Origin of the sequence: Streptomyces sp. BK208 (assembly GCF_004364245.1) — a bacterium.
Classification (GTDB): domain Bacteria; phylum Actinomycetota; class Actinomycetes; order Streptomycetales; family Streptomycetaceae; genus Streptomyces.
Genome location: NZ_SOAV01000004.1, coordinates 326,204 through 342,791 on the forward strand (window position 1 = coordinate 326,204; position 16,588 = coordinate 342,791).

The window sequence follows — 16,588 nt, forward strand, 5'->3', positions numbered from 1 at the left end:
CGGCCCCGTCCGGGCCGCAGGTCCGGAAAACCCTTGCCTGACCGTCGTACTGCCGGACGGCGAGGGTGTGGAGGCGGTGAGCGTGCCGGCCGTGCTGCTGCCGGTGCGGGCCGCCCTGCCGGTGCTCACGCGCGCGCGTGCCCGCGCGCACGGCCACCGGGCGTCGGTCTTCTGGGGCGCGGTCGCCGTCGAGGCCCTGCACCTCGTGGCGCGCGGGCTGTTGTTGCCCGGACTGTCCGTGGGCGGGCACGACGCGTGGCGGGTGGGTCCGCTGGGCGCGGAGGAGACGGAGCGGATCCGCCATCTCGCCGCCGCCATGCCGCCGGAGGCCGGGGCGGTCCCGGTCCACGGTGCCGTTCCCCCGAGACTGCCCGACCCCGAGAGCCTGGTGCGGTCCTTCCTGGACGCCGTCGCGGACACGCTGCCCCGCTCCCCCGCCGCCGAGCTCCTGACAGCGGGACCCGCCTACGCCTCACGGGAGCCACGGCGCTCACCCGAACTGCGCGAGTGGGCCGCGGACGTCGCCGCGGGGCACGACATGGGCGTGCGGCTGTCCCTGCGTATCGAGGTGCGGGGACTTTCGGCCGCGGCTCCCCAGGACGCCCGGCCGACGTTCCGGGCCGTGCCCCAGGTGCACAGTGTCCGCGACCCGGCCCGGGTCGCGGACCTCACCGAGGTGTGGGCCGGCACCGTCGGCGACGCGTTCGGCACGCGCGCGCGGATGGACGCCCTGCTCGCCCTGCGCCGGGCGGCACGGGCCTGGTCCTCCCTCGGACCTCTGCTGTCGGCGGCCGTACCGGACGTCGTCGACCTCACCGACGAAGAGGTGACCGAGCTTCTCGGGGCGGGCTCCTCGGCGCTCGCCGGCGCGGGAGTCGACGTGCACTGGCCGAGGGAGCTGGCGCGCGAGCTGACGGAGCGCGCCGAGGTCGGACCGCCCGACGACACGCCGGGCACGCGCGCGGACCTGTCCGAAGCCGGCCCGTCGTTCCTGTCCGCCGACGCCCTGCTCGCCTTCAACTGGACGTTCGCCGTCGGCGGTGAGGGCCTCACCCGCGAGGAGCTGGATCTGCTGGCCGAGGCCGACCGCCCTCTCGTGCGGCTGCGCGACCGGTGGGTGCTCGTCGACCCAGAGGAGGCTCACCGGGCCCGCGCCCGGCAGGACCACAAGGTCACGCCGGTCGACGCGCTCGCCGTGGCTCTGACGGGTTCGACGGAGGTCGGCGGACGCCGTGTGGAAGTGCGCCCCACGGGGTGGCTGGCGACCCTGCGGGAGCGCCTCGCCGACCCCGAGGCGCAGGCGAGCGTGGAGCAGCCCGCCGCCCTTCGTGCCACGCTGCGCGACTACCAGCGACGGGGCCTCAACTGGCTGGTCCGCATGACGTCGTTGGGACTCGGCTGCTGTCTGGCCGACGACATGGGGCTCGGAAAGACCATCACCCTCATCGCCCTGCATCTGCACCGGCAGACGGACGCCGACGCCGCCGGCCCCACTCTGGTGGTCTGCCCGACCTCCCTCATGGGCAACTGGCAGCGGGAGATCGAGCGGTTCGCGCCCGGCACGCCGGTGCGTCGCTTCCACGGCACCCGCCGCGACCTCGGCGACCTGGCGGACGGCGAGTTCGTGCTGACCACCTACGGCACCATGCGCCTGGACACCGACCGGCTCTCCGCCGTCTCGTGGGGCATGGTCGTGGCGGACGAGGCACAGCACGTGAAGAACCCCTACTCCGAGACCGCGCGGCAGTTGCGTTCCATCGGCGCACGCGCGCGCGTGGCGCTCACGGGCACACCTGTGGAGAACAACCTCTCGGAGCTGTGGGCCGTCCTCGACTGGGCCACCCCGGGACTGCTCGGGAGTCTGGGCACCTTCCGCCGGCATCACGCCCAGGCCGTCGAGGGCGGGCAGGACCCGGCGGCGGCGGAGCGACTGGCCCGGCTCGTGAGCCCGTTCCTGTTGCGACGCCGCAAATCGGACCCCGGCATCGCACCTGAGCTGCCGCCGAAGACCGAGACGGACCATCCCGTGTCGCTGACCCCGGAACAGGCGGGCCTGTACGAGGCCGTGGTGCGCGAGGCACTCGCGGAGATCGCGGCGGCCGACAGCATGGCGCGACGCGGCATGATCGTGAAGCTGCTGACGGGCCTCAAACAGATCTGCAACCATCCGGCGCAGTTCCTCAAGGAGGACCGACCGAGGATCACCGGCCGCTCCGGGAAGCTGGAACTGCTGGACGAACTGCTCGACACGATCCTCGCCGAAGGGGCGAGCGTGCTGGTCTTCACGCAGTACGTGCAGATGGCTCGGCTCCTGGAGCGGCATCTGGCCGCGCGCGGCGTGTCGTCGCTGTTCCTGCACGGCGGCACGTCCGTGACGGCACGGGAGTCGTTGGTGCGGCGGTTCCAGGACGGTGAGGTGCCGGTCTTCCTGCTGTCGCTGAAGGCGGCGGGAACCGGACTGAACCTCACGCGCGCGGAACACGTCGTGCACTACGACCGCTGGTGGAACCCCGCCGTCGAGGCACAGGCCACCGACCGCGCCTACCGCATCGGCCAGACGCGCCCGGTGCAGGTGCACCGGATGATCGCCGAGGGGACCATCGAGGATCGCATCGCCGCCCTGCTGAATCGCAAGAGGGAACTCGCCGACGCCGTCCTGGGCACGGGCGAGGCCGCACTGACGGAACTGACGGACGCGGAACTGGCCGACCTGGTCGAGCTGCGAGGGGGTACGCGATGACTCGGTACGACAACGACGCGGAACGGACGTTCGTCGCCCTGCCGCCCGCACAGGGACGGGGCTTCGCCCAGACCTGGTGGGGCCGCGCCTGGCTGAAGGCGCTGGAGGACGCGGCCATGGACACGGCACAGGTGAAGACGGGGCGGCGGCTCGCGCGCGCGGGAGCGGTCGGCGCGGTGTCGGTACGGCCGGGGCGCATCACCGCGATCGTTCAGGACCGGGACCGCACGGCGCATCGGGCCGACGTCCTGTGGGGGCAGCTCTCCGACACCCAATGGGATCACTTCGTCGACATGGCGATCGAGCGGTCGGGACACGTGGCGGCGCTGCTGGACCGCGACATGCCGCCGTACCTCGTGGAGGACGCCGCGGCGGCCGGCATCGACCTGCTGCCGGGCATGGGCGACCTGGAACCGGAGTGCGACTGCGGCGCCTGGGACCACTGCGGGCACACGGCGGCGCTCTGCTACCAGGTCGCCAGGCTGCTGGACGAGGACCCCTTCGTCCTGCTGCTGATGCGGGGGCGCACGGAGAGCGCCGTACTCGACGCCCTCCAGGCGCACGCCGCCCCGCCCGCGGAGACGGTCGCACCCGGGACGGAAGGGGTGGACGCCGCCGAGGCGTACGCGGCGGGGCAGCTGCTGCCCCCGTTGCCCGCGCCGCCCGGGCTCCGGGAAGGGCCAGGGGTACCGCCGTCGCTGGACACCGAGGCGGCACCCCCGCCCGGTGTCGATCCGTCGCGGCTGGCCCTGCTGGCGTCCCGGACGGCGTCGGAGGCCCACCGCCTGCTCTCCGAGGCGCTGCGCGACGGACACGACCGGCAGGCCGTGGCCGCGGAGCCGACGGTGGCGCAGGATGCGGTGCGCCTGGCCGCCGGGGAAGATCCCGCACCGGAGGTGCTGGACCGTCTCTGCGCGGGATCGGGGCGTACGCGGGAGGCACTGGCCGTGGCCGTGCGCGCATGGCGGCTCGGGGGCGCGGCCGCTCTGTCCGTGCTCGAGGAGGAGTGGGCCGTGGAGGGCGACACGCTCGTACGCGCGCGTGCGGCTCTGGAGTCGGCCTGGGAGGAGGGCGAGCACCCCTCGTTGCAGGGGCGGGCCAACCGGTGGACCGTCGCCGACGCACCGCACCAGCTGCGCCTGGACCGCGACGGGCGCTGGTGGCCGTACCGCCGGGAGCACGGGCGGTGGGCCCCCGCCGGCGGCGCGAGCCAGGACCCCGCGACGGCCCTGGCCTCGGCGGCGCACGTGCCCGGTGACGACACCTGACACGAGCACGGAAGGAAGCCTCCACGGGCTCCGGCCCCGCCCGAGAAGGGCGGGGCCGGGGTGTTCACACGGAGACCGAAGTGATCAGCGGGCGCCGAGCAGGTGGTCCATGGCGAGCTGGTCGAGGTGCTCGAAGGCCATACCCCGTGCCGCGGCCGCGTCCACGTCGAAGGTGTCGTAGGCGCTCCGGTCGGCCAGCAGACCCGCGAGACCGTCCTCGGCGGTCGGACGGGCCAGCTCGTCCAGCCGGGCCGCGGCCAGGGCCTCCTGCACCTGGGGGTCGGCGCGGAATGCGGCCGCCCGGTCCTTGAGGATCAGGTAGTTGCGCATGCAGCCGGCCGCCGACGCCCAGACGCCGTCGAAGTCCTCGGTCCGCGGCGGCTTGAAGTCGAAGTGCCGCGGACCGGCGTACCCGGCCCGCTCCAGCAGGTCGACGAGCCAGAACGCTGCCCGCAGGTCGCCCGCGCCGAACCGCAGGTCCTGGTCGTACTTGATGCCGGACTGGCCGTTGAGGTCGATGTGGAAGAGCTTGCCCGCCCACAGCGCCTGGGCGATGCCGTGCGGGAAGTTCAGACCGGCCATCTGCTCGTGGCCGACCTCCGGGTTCACGCCGTAGAGTTCCGGCCGTTCGAGGCGCTCGATGAACGCCAGGGCGTGACCGACGGTCGGCAGCAGGATGTCACCGCGCGGCTCGTTCGGCTTCGGCTCGATCGCGAACTTCAGGTCGTAGCCCTGCTCGGTGACGTACTCGCCCAGCAGGTCGAATGCCTCCTTCATGCGGTCCAGCGCGTCCCGCACGTCCTTGGCCGCGCCGGACTCCGCGCCCTCGCGGCCGCCCCAGGCGACGTAGACGCTCGCGCCCAGCTCGACCGCCAGGTCGATGTTGCGGATCGTCTTGCGCAGCGCGTAGCGGCGCACGTCCCGGTCGTTCGCCGTGAAGGCGCCGTCCTTGAACACCGGATGCGTGAACAGGTTCGTCGTCGCCATCGGCACCTTCATGCCGGTCGCGTCCAGCGCCTGCCGGAAGCGCTTGATGTGCGCCTCGCGCTCGGTGTCGCTCGACCCGAACGGGATCAGGTCGTCGTCGTGGAACGTGACGCCGTAGGCGCCCAGCTCCGACAGACGCCGCACCGACTCCGCCGGGTCCAGGGCCTGCCGGGTCGCATCACCGAACGGGTCACGGCCCTGCCAGCCGACCGTCCACAAACCGAAAGTGAACCTGTCCTCGGGAGTGGGCTGGTAGTTCATTCCGCGGCTCCTCACTCGCTGCCGATCAATCGCTGCCGACTATTTCGTCATGGCGCTTTACAAATTAGTATGCACACACGGTCCTGGGAAGGGACAAGGTGTCCCCGAAGGAGTGAGTCCGGGTCACAGGACCCGCCGAAGAGGGAGAGAAGCCCGATGTCAGCAGCCGAGGGTCCGCTCGTCGTCGGTGTGGACACGTCCACCCAGTCCACCAAGGCACTGGTCGTCGACGCGGCCACCGGCCGGGTCGTCGCGAGCGGCCAGGCACCGCACACCGTGTCGTCCGGGGCCGGCCGTGAGAGCGATCCCCGCCAGTGGTGGGACGCGCTGGGCGAGGCGCTGGGCCAGTGCGGCGACGCCGCCCGTGAGGCCGCCGCCGTGTCCGTCGGCGGGCAGCAGCACGGACTGGTCACGCTGGACGCGCAGGGCGAGCCGGTGCGCCCCGCCCTGCTGTGGAACGACGTGCGCTCGGCCCCTCAGGCCCGCCGTCTGATCGACGAGCTGGGCGGCGCCAAGGCCTGGGCGGAACGCACGGGAAGTGTCCCCAGCGCTTCCTTCACGGTCACCAAGTGGGCGTGGCTGACCGAGCACGAGCCGGACGCGGCCCGCGCGGTGAAATCGGTACGGCTCCCCCACGACTACCTCACCGAGCGCCTCACCGGCGAGGGCACCACCGACCGCGGTGACGTGTCCGGCACCGGCTGGTGGGCGTCGGGCACGGAGGAGTACGACGAGGAGATCCTCGCGCGCGTGGGGCTCGATCCGGCGTTGCTGCCCCGGGTGGTGCGGCCCGGCGAGGTGGCGGGCACCGTGCGCGACGGCCACAACCTGCCGTTCGCCAAGGGCACCCTGGTCGCCGCCGGCACCGGTGACAACGCCGCCGCCGCGCTGGGCCTCGGCCTGCGTCCCGGCGTGCCCGTGATGAGCCTGGGCACCTCGGGCACGGTGTACGCCGTGTCGCAGCGCCGGCCCGCCGACCCGACCGGCACCGTGGCGGGCTTCGCCGACGCGCGCGGCGACTGGCTGCCGCTGGCCTGCACCCTCAACTGCACGCTCGCCGTCGACCGCGTGGCGGCCCTGCTGAACCTGGACCGGGAAGCGGTCGAGCCGGGCACCGGCGTGACGCTCCTGCCGTTCCTGGACGGCGAGCGCACACCGAACCTCCCGCACTCCTCAGGCCTCCTGCACGGGCTGCGCCACGACACGACCGCGGGCCAGTTGCTCCAGGCCGCTTACGACGGCGCCGTCCACTCGCTGCTCGGCGCGCTCGACCTGGTCCTGGACGCCGACGCGGACCCGTCCGCGCCGCTGCTGCTGATCGGCGGCGGCGCCCGGGGCGCGGCCTGGCAGCAGACCGTACGACGGCTGTCCGGACGCCCGGTCCAGATCCCGGAGGCCAGGGAACTGGTCGCGCTCGGTGCCGCGGCACAGGCGGCCGGCCTGCTGACGGGTGAGGACGCGGCCGCCGTAGCCCGGCGCTGGAACACGGCGGCCGGTCCGGTGCTCGACGCCGTGGAACGGGACGGGGCGACGCTGGAGAGGATCACCGGGGTACTCTCCGACGCGGCACCGCTGCTGGAACGGGACGCGTCCTCCCGCTGAGGGCACGCTCGTCACGGCTGCGGCCACCGACGGACGGTACGCGACCGGTTTCCGCGTCGGGCGTTACGGGCCCGGTCCCGCGGAACCGGGGCGTGGCGGTCGGGGGCGCTCCCCGGCCGCCACGCCCCGGGCATCCCGGGCAGGGGCCGCCCGCATGCGGACCGGACCTGACCGTGTCCGGCCGGGGACCGGGCCGCGCGACACCGTGTCCCTGGCCGGAGACTGGACCGAGCCTCACCCTGACTCCCGGCCGGGGGCCGGACCGAACGACCCGGGTCCCCGGCCGGGGGCCGGACGAGCGACGACAGACCAAGGACTGACGGAGGCATGACCGCACCGCCGCACGAAGCCCATCCGGCCCGCCCCGGGCGCGCGTTGCCGGACACGCAACAAGGGATGCGACGCCGCAATCTCGCGCGCGTGATGCACACCGTCAGCGCCGAGGGCCCGCTGTCCAGGGCCGCCGTCGCCTCGCGCATCGGGTTGACGCGGGCGGCCGTCTCCACTCTCGTGGACGAGCTCATCCGCTCGGGTCTGCTGGAGGAGCTGGGTCCCGAGCGTCCGGGTCGCGTGGGCCGGCCCGGGTCCGCGCTCGCCGTCAGCGGACAGGGCCCGGCCGGCATCGGGGCGGAGGTCGGCGTCGACCACCTCGCGGTCTGCGCGGTCGACCTGCGGGGACGGGTACGCGCGCGTGCCGTGCGGTACGGGAGCAATCGGGGCCGTTCGCCGGAGCCGGTGCTCGAGCAGCTCACCGGCCTGGTGGGGCAGGTCGTCGCGGAGGCCGAGGCCGAGGGGCTGTGGCCGGCCGGGCTCGCGGTGGCGGTGCCGGGCCTCGTGGCGCGGGACGGCCGGACCGTCGTACGGGCCCCCAACCTGGACTGGCACGACGCGGACCTGGGCGCGCTGCTGCCCGCGGACCTGCCGCCGGCCGTGGACAACGAGGCCAATTTCGGCGCGCTCGCCGAACTGTGGCTCGGTGACGGCACTCCGCGGGACTTCCTGCACGTCTCGGCCGAGATCGGCATCGGCGCGGCCGTGGTCTTCGACGGCCGGCTGCTGCGCGGTACGCGCGGTTTCGCCGGTGAGCTCGGCCATGTGCCGGTACGCCCGGACGGCCCCGAGTGCGCCTGCGGCGGGCGGGGGTGCCTGGAGCAGTACGCGGGCGAGAAGGCCGTGCTGCGCGCGGCGGGCGTGGCCCCCGGGGAGGACCGTGTCGGACTGCTCGCCGGACGAGCCGCGGAGGGCGACGAGGACGTACGGCGCGCCCTGCGTGACGCGGGCACGGCGCTCGGCATCGCCCTGACCGGCGCGGTCAACCTGCTGGACCCCGAAGGAGTGGTGCTGGGCGGCGCCCTGGCCGGGCTCGCGCCCTGGCTGCTGCCGTCGCTGCGCGACGAACTGGCCCGGCGCACGGCGGGCCCGGCCTGCCCGGTCTCGGTGTCGGAACTGGGTCCGCAGGGGCCACTGCTCGGCGCCGCGCACTCCGTGGTCCGGGCCGTGCTGGACGATCCGGGCGCGGTGGCGGAGCGGGCCTGACGCGCCTCCCGCCTCCTCTCCCCCCTGTCCCGTGCCCCTTCCCGCCCGAGCGGCGGCCCCGGACCCCGGCCCCAGCCCCGGCACCAGCACCAGCACCAGCACCAGCACCGAGGATCCTCAGAAGGACAGGCACGACACTCTCGTCACTCGATCGAGTGAGCGCAGTGTCCACAAGGTGGTGGCTGTCCACCGAACGGCGCGGCGCTCTACTGCGCAATCCCCGCTCCCCGTACGGTGATTCACGCGGACGCACCTCGCCCCCGGGGCGACCGGACGTCCGCGTCGGCTTCGGCTCCGCAGCCATGTCTCGTTGACGTGACGCCCTGTCATGACGGCCTGTCCCTGCCGTCCCGTCATGACGGTCCGCCACGCCGCCGGGTCGTGTCGCTCGGTCATGCCGGACAGCCGAGCACCCACCCCCCACCGGGCCCAGGGCCCACCGACGAAAGGGCAACCCCCATGGACAGGGAGAGGACAGTACCCGTTCCGAGCAGGCGGCGGATCCTTAAGGGCGCCGCGCTGGCCACCGTCCCCTACACCCTGCTCTCCGGCACCCGGGCCGCCGCCGCACAGGTCCGCGCCGCCGACTACCCCTCTGCCGAGTGGCAGCCGGCCACCTCGTCCAACTACAGCCGGTCGAGCCGTCCCACGAGCTATCCCGTCGACTACGTGGTCGTCCACGTCACGCAGGAGACGTACGACGACACCTTGTCCATCTTCCGCGACCCCGAGAAGCAGGTGTCCGCGCACTACGTCGTCCGGTCCGGCGACGGGCACGTGGCGCAGTGCGTCCGCGAGGCGGACATCGCCTGGCACGCGGGCAACTGGGACTACAACACCCGCAGCATCGGGATCGAACACGAGGGGTGGGTGGACCGACCCGAGTACTTCACCGACGCCCTGTACGAACAGTCGGCCCGGCTCACCGCGGCGATCTGCACCGCCTACGGCATCCCGAAGGACCGCTCCCGCATCATCGCGCACCACGAGGTTCCCGGAAGCGACCACACGGATCCGGGGCCCTTCTGGGACTGGACCCGCTACATCAGACTGGTCAACTTCTTCTGACCCGCTCGCCGGCCCGCGTCGCCTCCTCCCCTCCCCCCTCAGCCGCCCGATCGTTCCGTCCACCCGGAACGCCGACGTCCGGGTGGTTCGGCCGGTCCGGGTGGTTCGGCCGGTCCGGGTGGTTGTCCGCGCCTGGCCACGGAGTCACGATGTCCCGTACCGCAGCGACGTCCGGGGAGGCCGAGTTGACCGAGTCATGGCTGGCCCTGGAACCGGGGGCGGATCCCGTGGAGCGTGCGCGGGCCCTTCGCCGGGCGCACGAGGCGTTCACCGAGGCGGGCACGGTGTCGCGGCCCGTGCGCGCGGTGGTGGCGGACTCGTGGCGGCGGTCGGTCCATGCGGGTGTGGGCCCGGACGGCACCGCGAGCGTGGAGCTGACGGACGGTGACCTCGGCACCTACCGGTCCGAGCACCCGCTGGCCCGGGTGATGCCACTGGTCCGGGAACTCCTGGGGTCGTTCGCCGCCGACGGCGAGCATCTGCTCGCGGTGTGCGACGCGCACGGCCGGCTGTTGTGGGTCGAGGGGCATCCGGCCACCCGGCGCCTGGCGGGACGCATGAACTTCGTGCCCGGCGCCCGCTGGGCGGAGTCGGCCGTCGGGACGAACGCGCCGGGCACGGCGGTGGCCGTCGGGCGCCCGGTGCAGGTCTTCGCGGCCGAGCACTTCATCCGCCGGGTCCACCCCTGGACCTGCGCCGCCGCTCCGGTGCACGACCCCCGCACCGGGCGGGTGCTGGGGGCCGTGGACATCACCGGCGGGAACGGTCTGGCGCATCCGCACAGTCTGGGCTTCGTACAGGCGGTGGCGCGGGCCGCCGAGTCGCAGCTGGCGCTGCTCACTCCGGAGCTGCCCGGGACCGGGGCGGCCGAGCTGACAGCGCTGGGTCGCGACGAGGCCCTGCTGCGTACGGACGGCCGCCGGGTGCGGCTGAGCCGGCGGCACAGTGAGATCGTCGTGCTGCTGGCCCAGCACCCGGAGGGCCTGAGCGGTGACGAGCTGCTGTGCGCGCTGTACGAGGACGAGACGGTGCCGCCGGTGACGCTGCGGGCCGAACTGGCGCGGCTGCGGGGCATCCTGGGCCCGGGGCGGCTGGCCTCCAGACCGTACCGGCTCACGATGCCCGTCGCGTCCGACGCCTCCGTCGTCGAACGTCGTCTGCGGGCCGGTGCGGTCACGGCGGCCGCGGCGGAGTACGCGGGGCCCCTGCTGCCCGGCTCCCGGGCTCCGGCGGTGGCACGGCTCAGGCGCCGGCTCTCCGACGGTCTGCGCGCGGCCCTGATCGCCAGCGGCGACCCCGACCTGCTCGCCGACTGGGCACACGCCCCCTGGGGGGAGGACGACTTCGACATATGGCGCGCGCTGGCTGCGGTCCGGCCGACGGCGGCGACCGCCGCCCGGCTCGCGGCGCTGGAGTCCGAGCTGACTGCGGCGGACACGTGGTGAGCGTTCACCGGTGAGCGTTGCCGGGAAGACCGAGCGGTCACGACGGCGCACGCGGCCTCACCGCAACGTCACTGCAACGTCCCGCTTCCTAGCCTCACCGCGGAGCTGTCCGACGACGGGCAGTGCTCGATGAGGGAGGCACTCAGGATGACCCGTTACGCGGCGCCCGGCACCGAGGGCGCGATCGTCTCCTACCGGTCCCGCTACGACCACTTCATCGGCGGGGAGTACGTGCCGCCGGCGCGCGGCCAGTACTTCGAGAACCCGTCCCCGGTGAACGGTCTGCCGTTCACCGAGGTCGCGCGCGGCACGGCGGACGACGTGGAGCGGGCGCTCGACGCCGCCCACGCGGCCGCTCCGGGCTGGGGCCGCACCTCGGTGACGGAGCGGTCCGACGTCCTGCTGAAGATCGCGGACCGCATGGAGGCGAATCTGGAGCGTCTGGCGGTCGCCGAGAGCTGGGAGAACGGCAAGCCGGTGCGCGAGACGCTGGCGGCGGACATCCCGCTCGCCATCGACCACTTCCGCTATTTCGCGGGCGCGGTCCGGGCCCAGGAGGGTTCCCTCGGTGAGGTCGACGACGACACCGTGGCGTACCACTTCCACGAGCCGCTGGGAGTGGTAGCGCAGATCATCCCGTGGAACTTCCCGATCCTGATGGCGGCCTGGAAACTCGCCCCCGCCCTCGCCGCCGGGAACGCGGTGGTCCTCAAGCCCGCGGAGCAGACGCCGGCCTCGATCCACTACTTGCTGAGCCTGGTGGCGGACCTGCTGCCGCCCGGTGTCCTCAACATCGTGAACGGCTTCGGCGTGGAGGCGGGCAAACCGCTGGCGTCGAGCCCCCGGGTGGCGAAGGTGGCCTTCACCGGGGAGACCACCACCGGGCGGCTGATCATGCAGTACGCCTCGGAGAACATCAAGCCGGTCACGCTGGAGCTGGGCGGCAAGTCGCCGAACATCTTCTTCGACGACGTCTGGGCGCGGGACGACGATTTCCGGGACAAGGCCCTCGAAGGCTTCACGATGTTCGCGCTCAATCAGGGCGAGGTCTGCACCTGTCCGTCCCGGGCCCTCGTCCAGCGCGGCAGCTACGCCGAGTTCATGGAGGCCGCCGTCGCCCGCACCGAACTGATCAAGCCGGGCCACCCGCTGGACACCGACACGATGATCGGCGCGCAGGCCTCGAACGACCAGCTGGAGAAGATCCTCTCCTATCTGGACATCGGCCGTCAGGAGGGCGCCAAGGTGCTCACCGGTGGGGAACGGATCGAGCACGACGGCGAGTTGAAGGGCGGTTACTACGTCCAGCCGACCGTCTTCGAGGGCCACAACCGCATGCGGATCTTCCAGGAGGAGATCTTCGGCCCGGTCGTGTCGGTGACGCCCTTCGACGACTTCGACGACGCCGTCGGGATCGCCAACGACACCCTGTACGGCCTCGGCGCCGGAGTCTGGACCCGCGACATGAACACCGCCTACCGCGCGGGCCGTGCGATCCAGGCGGGACGCGTGTGGACGAACTGCTACCACGCCTACCCGGCGCACGCCGCCTTCGGCGGTTACAAGCAGTCGGGCATCGGCCGGGAGAACCACAAGATGATGCTGGAGCACTACCAGCAGACCAAGAACATTCTCTGTTCCTACAGCCCTCGGAAACTTGGCTTCTTCTAGAGCCTGGAGTCGGGTTGCCTGGAGGTGATCTCGCGCTCCGGGCAACCAAGCTTGCGTGACCACCGACGCCGTCGGCCGTCGCACCTCGTCCACCTGACGTGCCCGTGGCGGGAGCAGCGCCCGCCTGGCGGACGTCGGTCGGCGCCCTGGTCGGTCCGGGCGCCGGTCTGGCACTGGAATCGCTCCTGCGCGGCGACGCTGAGGGTGTTGACCACACGTCCGGACAACCCCGTTCAGGTCACCGGGCCCTGGGTGGGGGGTGACGGATCGTAGTCGGCCTTTTCGGTGAGGTCGCGCAGGCGCGTTGCGGCGGCGAGCATGTCCTGGTGGCTGGTGTAGAGGGCGTTGACGCCGAAGCGGAGCAGGTCCGGCGCACGCATGTCCGCGATGACCCCGACCTCCGCGAGGGCGACGGCCAGACCGCGGGCGTGGGCGTGACGGAGGGTGACCTGACTGCCGCGGCGGCCGGGCTCGGCCGGGGTGACGGGGGTGAAGCCCAGAGGGGTCAGGAGTTCGCCCGCGCAGCGCAGGAAGAAGCCCGTCAGCGACAGGCTCTTGGTACGGAGCCGGGCCAGGTCGACGCCGTCGAATGCGGTGAGGGCCGCTTCCAGGGCGAGCAGGGAGAGGATCGGCGGGGTGCCGATGCGGGCGCGGGCGATGCCGGGGGCAGGCGTGTAGCTGTCGGCCAGGGCGAAAGGATCGGTGTGGCCGGTCCAGCCCGGCAACGGGGTTTCCAGCCTGGTGTGGTGGCGTCGGGCGACGTAGAGGAAGGCGGGAGCGCCGGGGCCGCCGGAGAGGAACTTGTAGCCGCAGCCAACCGCCAGGTCCACGCCCAGCCCGTCGACGTCCAGGGGCAGGGCGCCGGCGGCGTGGCACAGATCCCACAGCGCCAGGGCCCCGGCGTCGTGCGCGGCACGGGTCAGCGTCCGCATGTCGTACAGCTCGCCGGTGCGGTAGTCGACGGGCGAGTAGCTGACGACGGCGACCCGTTCGCCGTCTGCGGCGAGGAGGTCCGGAAGGTCCTCCGGGCGCACGTGCAGTACCTCCAGGTCGCGGCGGCGGGCGACCGCGTCGGCGAGGTAGCGGTCGGTCGGGAAGTGCCCGGGGTCGGTGACCAGCAGCGGGCGGTCCGGGCGGAGGGCGGCGGCGGCGTCGAGGGCGGTGAACAGCTGCACGCTGGTGGAGTCGCCCGCGATCGTCTGCCCCTGCGCCGCCCCGATGAGCCTTCCGACGGCATCGCCGACGCGCAGCGGCGCCTCCCACCAGCCGGCCGCGTTCCAGGAGCCGATGAGTCCGGTCGCCCACTGGCGCCGTACGACGGCGTCCAGGGCCGCCGGCACGGCGGCGGGCAGCGGGCCCAGGGAGTTGCCGTCGAGGTACACGACGTCCGGCGGAAGCACGAAGCGGGCCCGGAGGTCGGCCAGGGTGTCGTCGGCGTCCAGCCGTGCGGCCTGCTCGTGCAGGGTGGCGGTTGCGGGAAGTGTGGTGGTCATCGGTGTGCGGCCTCCTCGTCCGCGCGGCCGGCGTCCGCCGGGAAGTGGGCGGCCACCATGTCCCGGAGGGTGTCGGCGACCGCGCGGGCGCCGGGTGCCCCGGGTTCGATGAGGGTGTAGTGGCCGGTGTCGGGCAGGACGACCGTCCTGAGGTCCTGGTGCACGGCCGCGTAATCGCTGAACTGCGTGAGGGGGACCTCCTCGTCCGCGGCGCCGTGCAGGAGCACGGTGGCCACGCCCGTGGCTCCTGTGCCGCGCAGCAGGCTGAGGGGGTCGACCTCGGGCAGGCGGGCCGTGAAGTGCTCCTCGCCGCCGAGGAATTGCAAGGCGGCGTCATCGCTGAGGCGGTCGCGGCGGGTCGCGGTGAGGTCGGTGATCGGGGCGAGGGCGAGCACACTCGTCGGCAGGGTGCGGGTGTACCAGCGGGAGGCGGGCGGCAGCAGGCCCCGGGCGGCGCACCACAGGGCCAGGTGGCCGCCGGAGCAGTGGCCTGCCAGGACGTAGGGGCGGCCTTCGGGCAGCGTGTCGACGATGCGGGCGATGTCGTCGAAGGTCTCGGGGTAGCCGCCCGCACCGCCGGACCGTCTGAAGCCCGGGAGCAGCACATTGAACCCCTCCGTGGACAGCCACTCGGCGAAGGGGGTCAGGTGCATCCGGTCGTAGCGCCAGTAGCCGCCGTGCAGGAGGATCACCAGCGGGGCGTCCGGGTTCTCGGACGGCCAGGCGTCGTAGGACTGGTGAGGGTGGTCGCCGTAGCGGCCGTGCACCGGGGCCAGGACCGGCTTCAGGCTCAGGACCCGTCGCTCCTCCTCGGCCGCGAAGGCGGAGATCGGCCTAGACGTCACCGCGCACCTCCCACAGCTCGGGGAAGACCGGCCGGGCCGCGCGCTGTTCGAGCCAGGCGAGCCCGGCGGATCCGGCGCTGCCCGGTTTGGCTCCCATGGCGCGGCGGACCACCAGGAGGTGGTCGAACCGCCAGCGGGTGACGAGTTCGGCGATGTCCGTGAGCAGTTCGCCCAGGGCGAGGTGGGGGTGGTGCTGCGGACCGGCGTAGACGTGCCTCCACGCCTCCACCACTCCGGGGTCTCCGTCGTAGGGGCGGACCACGTCCCGTTCGCGGACATGGGCCGGGACCGGCAGACCCTGGCGGTGGAGGTAGGCCAGCACGTCGTCGTACAGGGACGGTTCGCGGTAGGTCTCGGCGAGCGCCTCGTGGACGGCCGGGTCGCCGCGGTGGGCGCGCAGCAGTCCGGCGGACTTGTCGCCGAGGAGGAACTCCATATGCCGGTACATCGCCGACTGGAAGCCCGAGGCCCGGCCGAACGCGGCCCTGAAGCCGTTGAACTGGGCAGGCGTCAGGGCGGCGATGGGCTCCCAGGCGCCGCTCAGAGCGGTCAGCGCGCGGCGGCTGCGCACCAGCGCGTCCATGGCGGCGGGCAGGTCGTCCTTGGCGAAGGCGACCTTGGCGGCGCGCCACTCGTGCACGATCAGGGTGAACCACAGCTCCATCACCTGGGTGGTGACGAGGAAGCTCATCTCGTCCGGGGCCTCGGTGAGCGGGTGCTGCAGCGTGTTGAGGACCGAGGCGTGCACATACGTGTCGTAGGGGCTGGCGCCCTCGAAGGGGCAGGTCAGAGTGTCGTCGGTGGCCGGTGCGTCGAGGGTGGTCGTGCGGTCGTTCATCACATCTCCCAGGAGTGCGTAGGGGTCACACACCGAGGTGGGCGCCGCCGGACGCGTCGATCCACTGACCGGTCACCCAGCGGGCGTCGTCGCTCGCGACGAAGGAGACGACGTCCGCGATGTCCACCGGGTCGCCGAGCCGGCCGAACGTGGAGGCCTCGGAGTAGCGGCGACGGATCTCCGGGACGGCGAGGGTGGGGTTGATCTCCGTCTCGGTGTAACCGGGTGCGACGGCGTTGACGGTGATGCCCCGCGGGCCGAGCTCCTGGGCCAGGGAGAGGGTGAGGTAGTCGAGGGCGGCCTTCGTCATGGTGTAGGAGACGATCGCCGGGAAGGCGACGCGGGTCGCGACGGAGGAGATGTTGACGATCCGGCCGCCGTCCCGCAGGCGGTCCAATCCGCGCTGGATGATGAAGAACGGCGCCTTGGCGTTGATGGCGAAGACGCGGTCGAAGTCGGTCTCCGTCACCTGGGCGATGGGGCGGGGTACGGTGATGCCCGCGTTGTTGACGAGGATGTCCAGGTCCGCCGGGGCGTCCTGCCGCGCCAGGGCGTCGTCGAAGGCGGACCACAGGGTGTCGGCGTCGCCAGGGACGCCGAGTTCGGCGTGGACGGGAAAAGCGCGGCCGCCGTCGGCCTGGATCTCCTTGACGGTCCGCTCGGCTGCCGTCGGGTCGTGGCCGTAGTGGACCGCGACGAGCGCGCCTTCGCGGGCGAGGCGGTGACTGATCGCTCTGCCGATGCCCCGGCTGCCTCCGGTGACCAGGGCGGTCTTCCCCGTGTGGCGGGCGGTGGCGGTCATCGTGGATCTCCTTCGCTGAGGGATGGCGCTGA

The 16,588-nt window shown here is 73.1% G+C and carries 12 protein-coding genes; 7 read left to right on the forward strand and 5 right to left on the reverse strand.

From position 1 onward, the window contains the following. Window positions 1-82 precede the first annotated feature (82 nt). Together EV562_RS12525 and EV562_RS12530 are read left to right on the forward strand one after the other, a co-directional pair. A complete protein-coding gene (locus EV562_RS12525; RefSeq protein ID WP_243860051.1) occupies window positions 83-2,740 on the forward strand; it encodes a DEAD/DEAH box helicase in 2,658 nt (885 codons plus the stop codon). Continuing rightward, on the forward strand, window positions 2,737-4,008 hold the full coding sequence (locus EV562_RS12530; protein WP_133886854.1) for an SWF or SNF family helicase: 1,272 nt from the start codon (window positions 2,737-2,739) through the stop codon (window positions 4,006-4,008). Before EV562_RS12525 ends, EV562_RS12530 begins: the two co-directional genes overlap by 4 nt. Window positions 4,009-4,092: 84 nt before the next feature. Here EV562_RS12530 and xylA read toward each other — a convergent pair whose 3' ends face one another. Continuing rightward, the gene (xylA, locus tag EV562_RS12535; RefSeq protein ID WP_133886855.1) at window positions 4,093-5,256 is read right to left on the reverse strand and encodes a xylose isomerase; all 1,164 of its coding nucleotides are present in this window, start codon (window positions 5,254-5,256) and stop codon (window positions 4,093-4,095) included. Window positions 5,257-5,412: 156 nt separating this feature from the next. Between xylA and xylB the strand changes: the two genes are divergently transcribed. From xylB to EV562_RS12560, 5 genes are all read left to right on the forward strand, one after another. Beyond that, window positions 5,413-6,858, forward strand: a complete 1,446-nt coding sequence (gene xylB / locus EV562_RS12540) for a xylulokinase (RefSeq protein WP_133886856.1) — start codon at window positions 5,413-5,415, stop codon at window positions 6,856-6,858. A 327-nt stretch (window positions 6,859-7,185) separates the two neighbouring features. Next, entirely contained in the window at window positions 7,186-8,394 is a 1,209-nt protein-coding gene (locus tag EV562_RS12545; RefSeq protein WP_133886857.1) for an ROK family transcriptional regulator, read from the forward strand. 459 nt (window positions 8,395-8,853) lie between these two features. After that, a complete protein-coding gene (locus EV562_RS12550; RefSeq protein ID WP_133886858.1) occupies window positions 8,854-9,462 on the forward strand; it encodes an N-acetylmuramoyl-L-alanine amidase in 609 nt (202 codons plus the stop codon). Between the two features lie 149 nt (window positions 9,463-9,611). Beyond that, window positions 9,612-10,907, forward strand: coding sequence for a GAF domain-containing protein (locus EV562_RS12555; protein WP_243860039.1), 1,296 nt, complete (start codon window positions 9,612-9,614; stop codon window positions 10,905-10,907). A 147-nt stretch (window positions 10,908-11,054) separates the two neighbouring features. Next, a complete protein-coding gene (locus EV562_RS12560) occupies window positions 11,055-12,578 on the forward strand; it encodes an aldehyde dehydrogenase family protein (RefSeq protein ID WP_133886859.1) in 1,524 nt (507 codons plus the stop codon). Window positions 12,579-12,811: 233 nt separating this feature from the next. On the opposite strand, the gene EV562_RS12565 is transcribed toward EV562_RS12560, so the two are convergent. The 4 genes from EV562_RS12565 to EV562_RS12580 are packed head-to-tail and all read right to left on the reverse strand — an operon-like array spanning window position 12,812 to window position 16,556. Continuing rightward, a complete protein-coding gene (locus EV562_RS12565; protein WP_133886860.1) occupies window positions 12,812-14,071 on the reverse strand; it encodes an aminotransferase class V-fold PLP-dependent enzyme in 1,260 nt (419 codons plus the stop codon). After that, on the reverse strand, window positions 14,068-14,916 hold the full coding sequence (locus tag EV562_RS12570) for an alpha/beta fold hydrolase (RefSeq protein ID WP_133886861.1): 849 nt from the start codon (window positions 14,914-14,916) through the stop codon (window positions 14,068-14,070). Before EV562_RS12570 ends, EV562_RS12565 begins: the two co-directional genes overlap by 4 nt. Further along, the gene (locus tag EV562_RS12575) at window positions 14,906-15,754 is read right to left on the reverse strand and encodes a tryptophan 2,3-dioxygenase family protein (protein ID WP_133886862.1); all 849 of its coding nucleotides are present in this window, start codon (window positions 15,752-15,754) and stop codon (window positions 14,906-14,908) included. The genes EV562_RS12570 and EV562_RS12575 overlap by 11 nt, the downstream gene beginning before the upstream one ends. Window positions 15,755-15,779: 25 nt before the next feature. After that, window positions 15,780-16,556, reverse strand: coding sequence for an SDR family oxidoreductase (locus tag EV562_RS12580; protein WP_133886863.1), 777 nt, complete (start codon window positions 16,554-16,556; stop codon window positions 15,780-15,782). Between the last annotated feature and the right edge of the window lie 32 nt (window positions 16,557-16,588).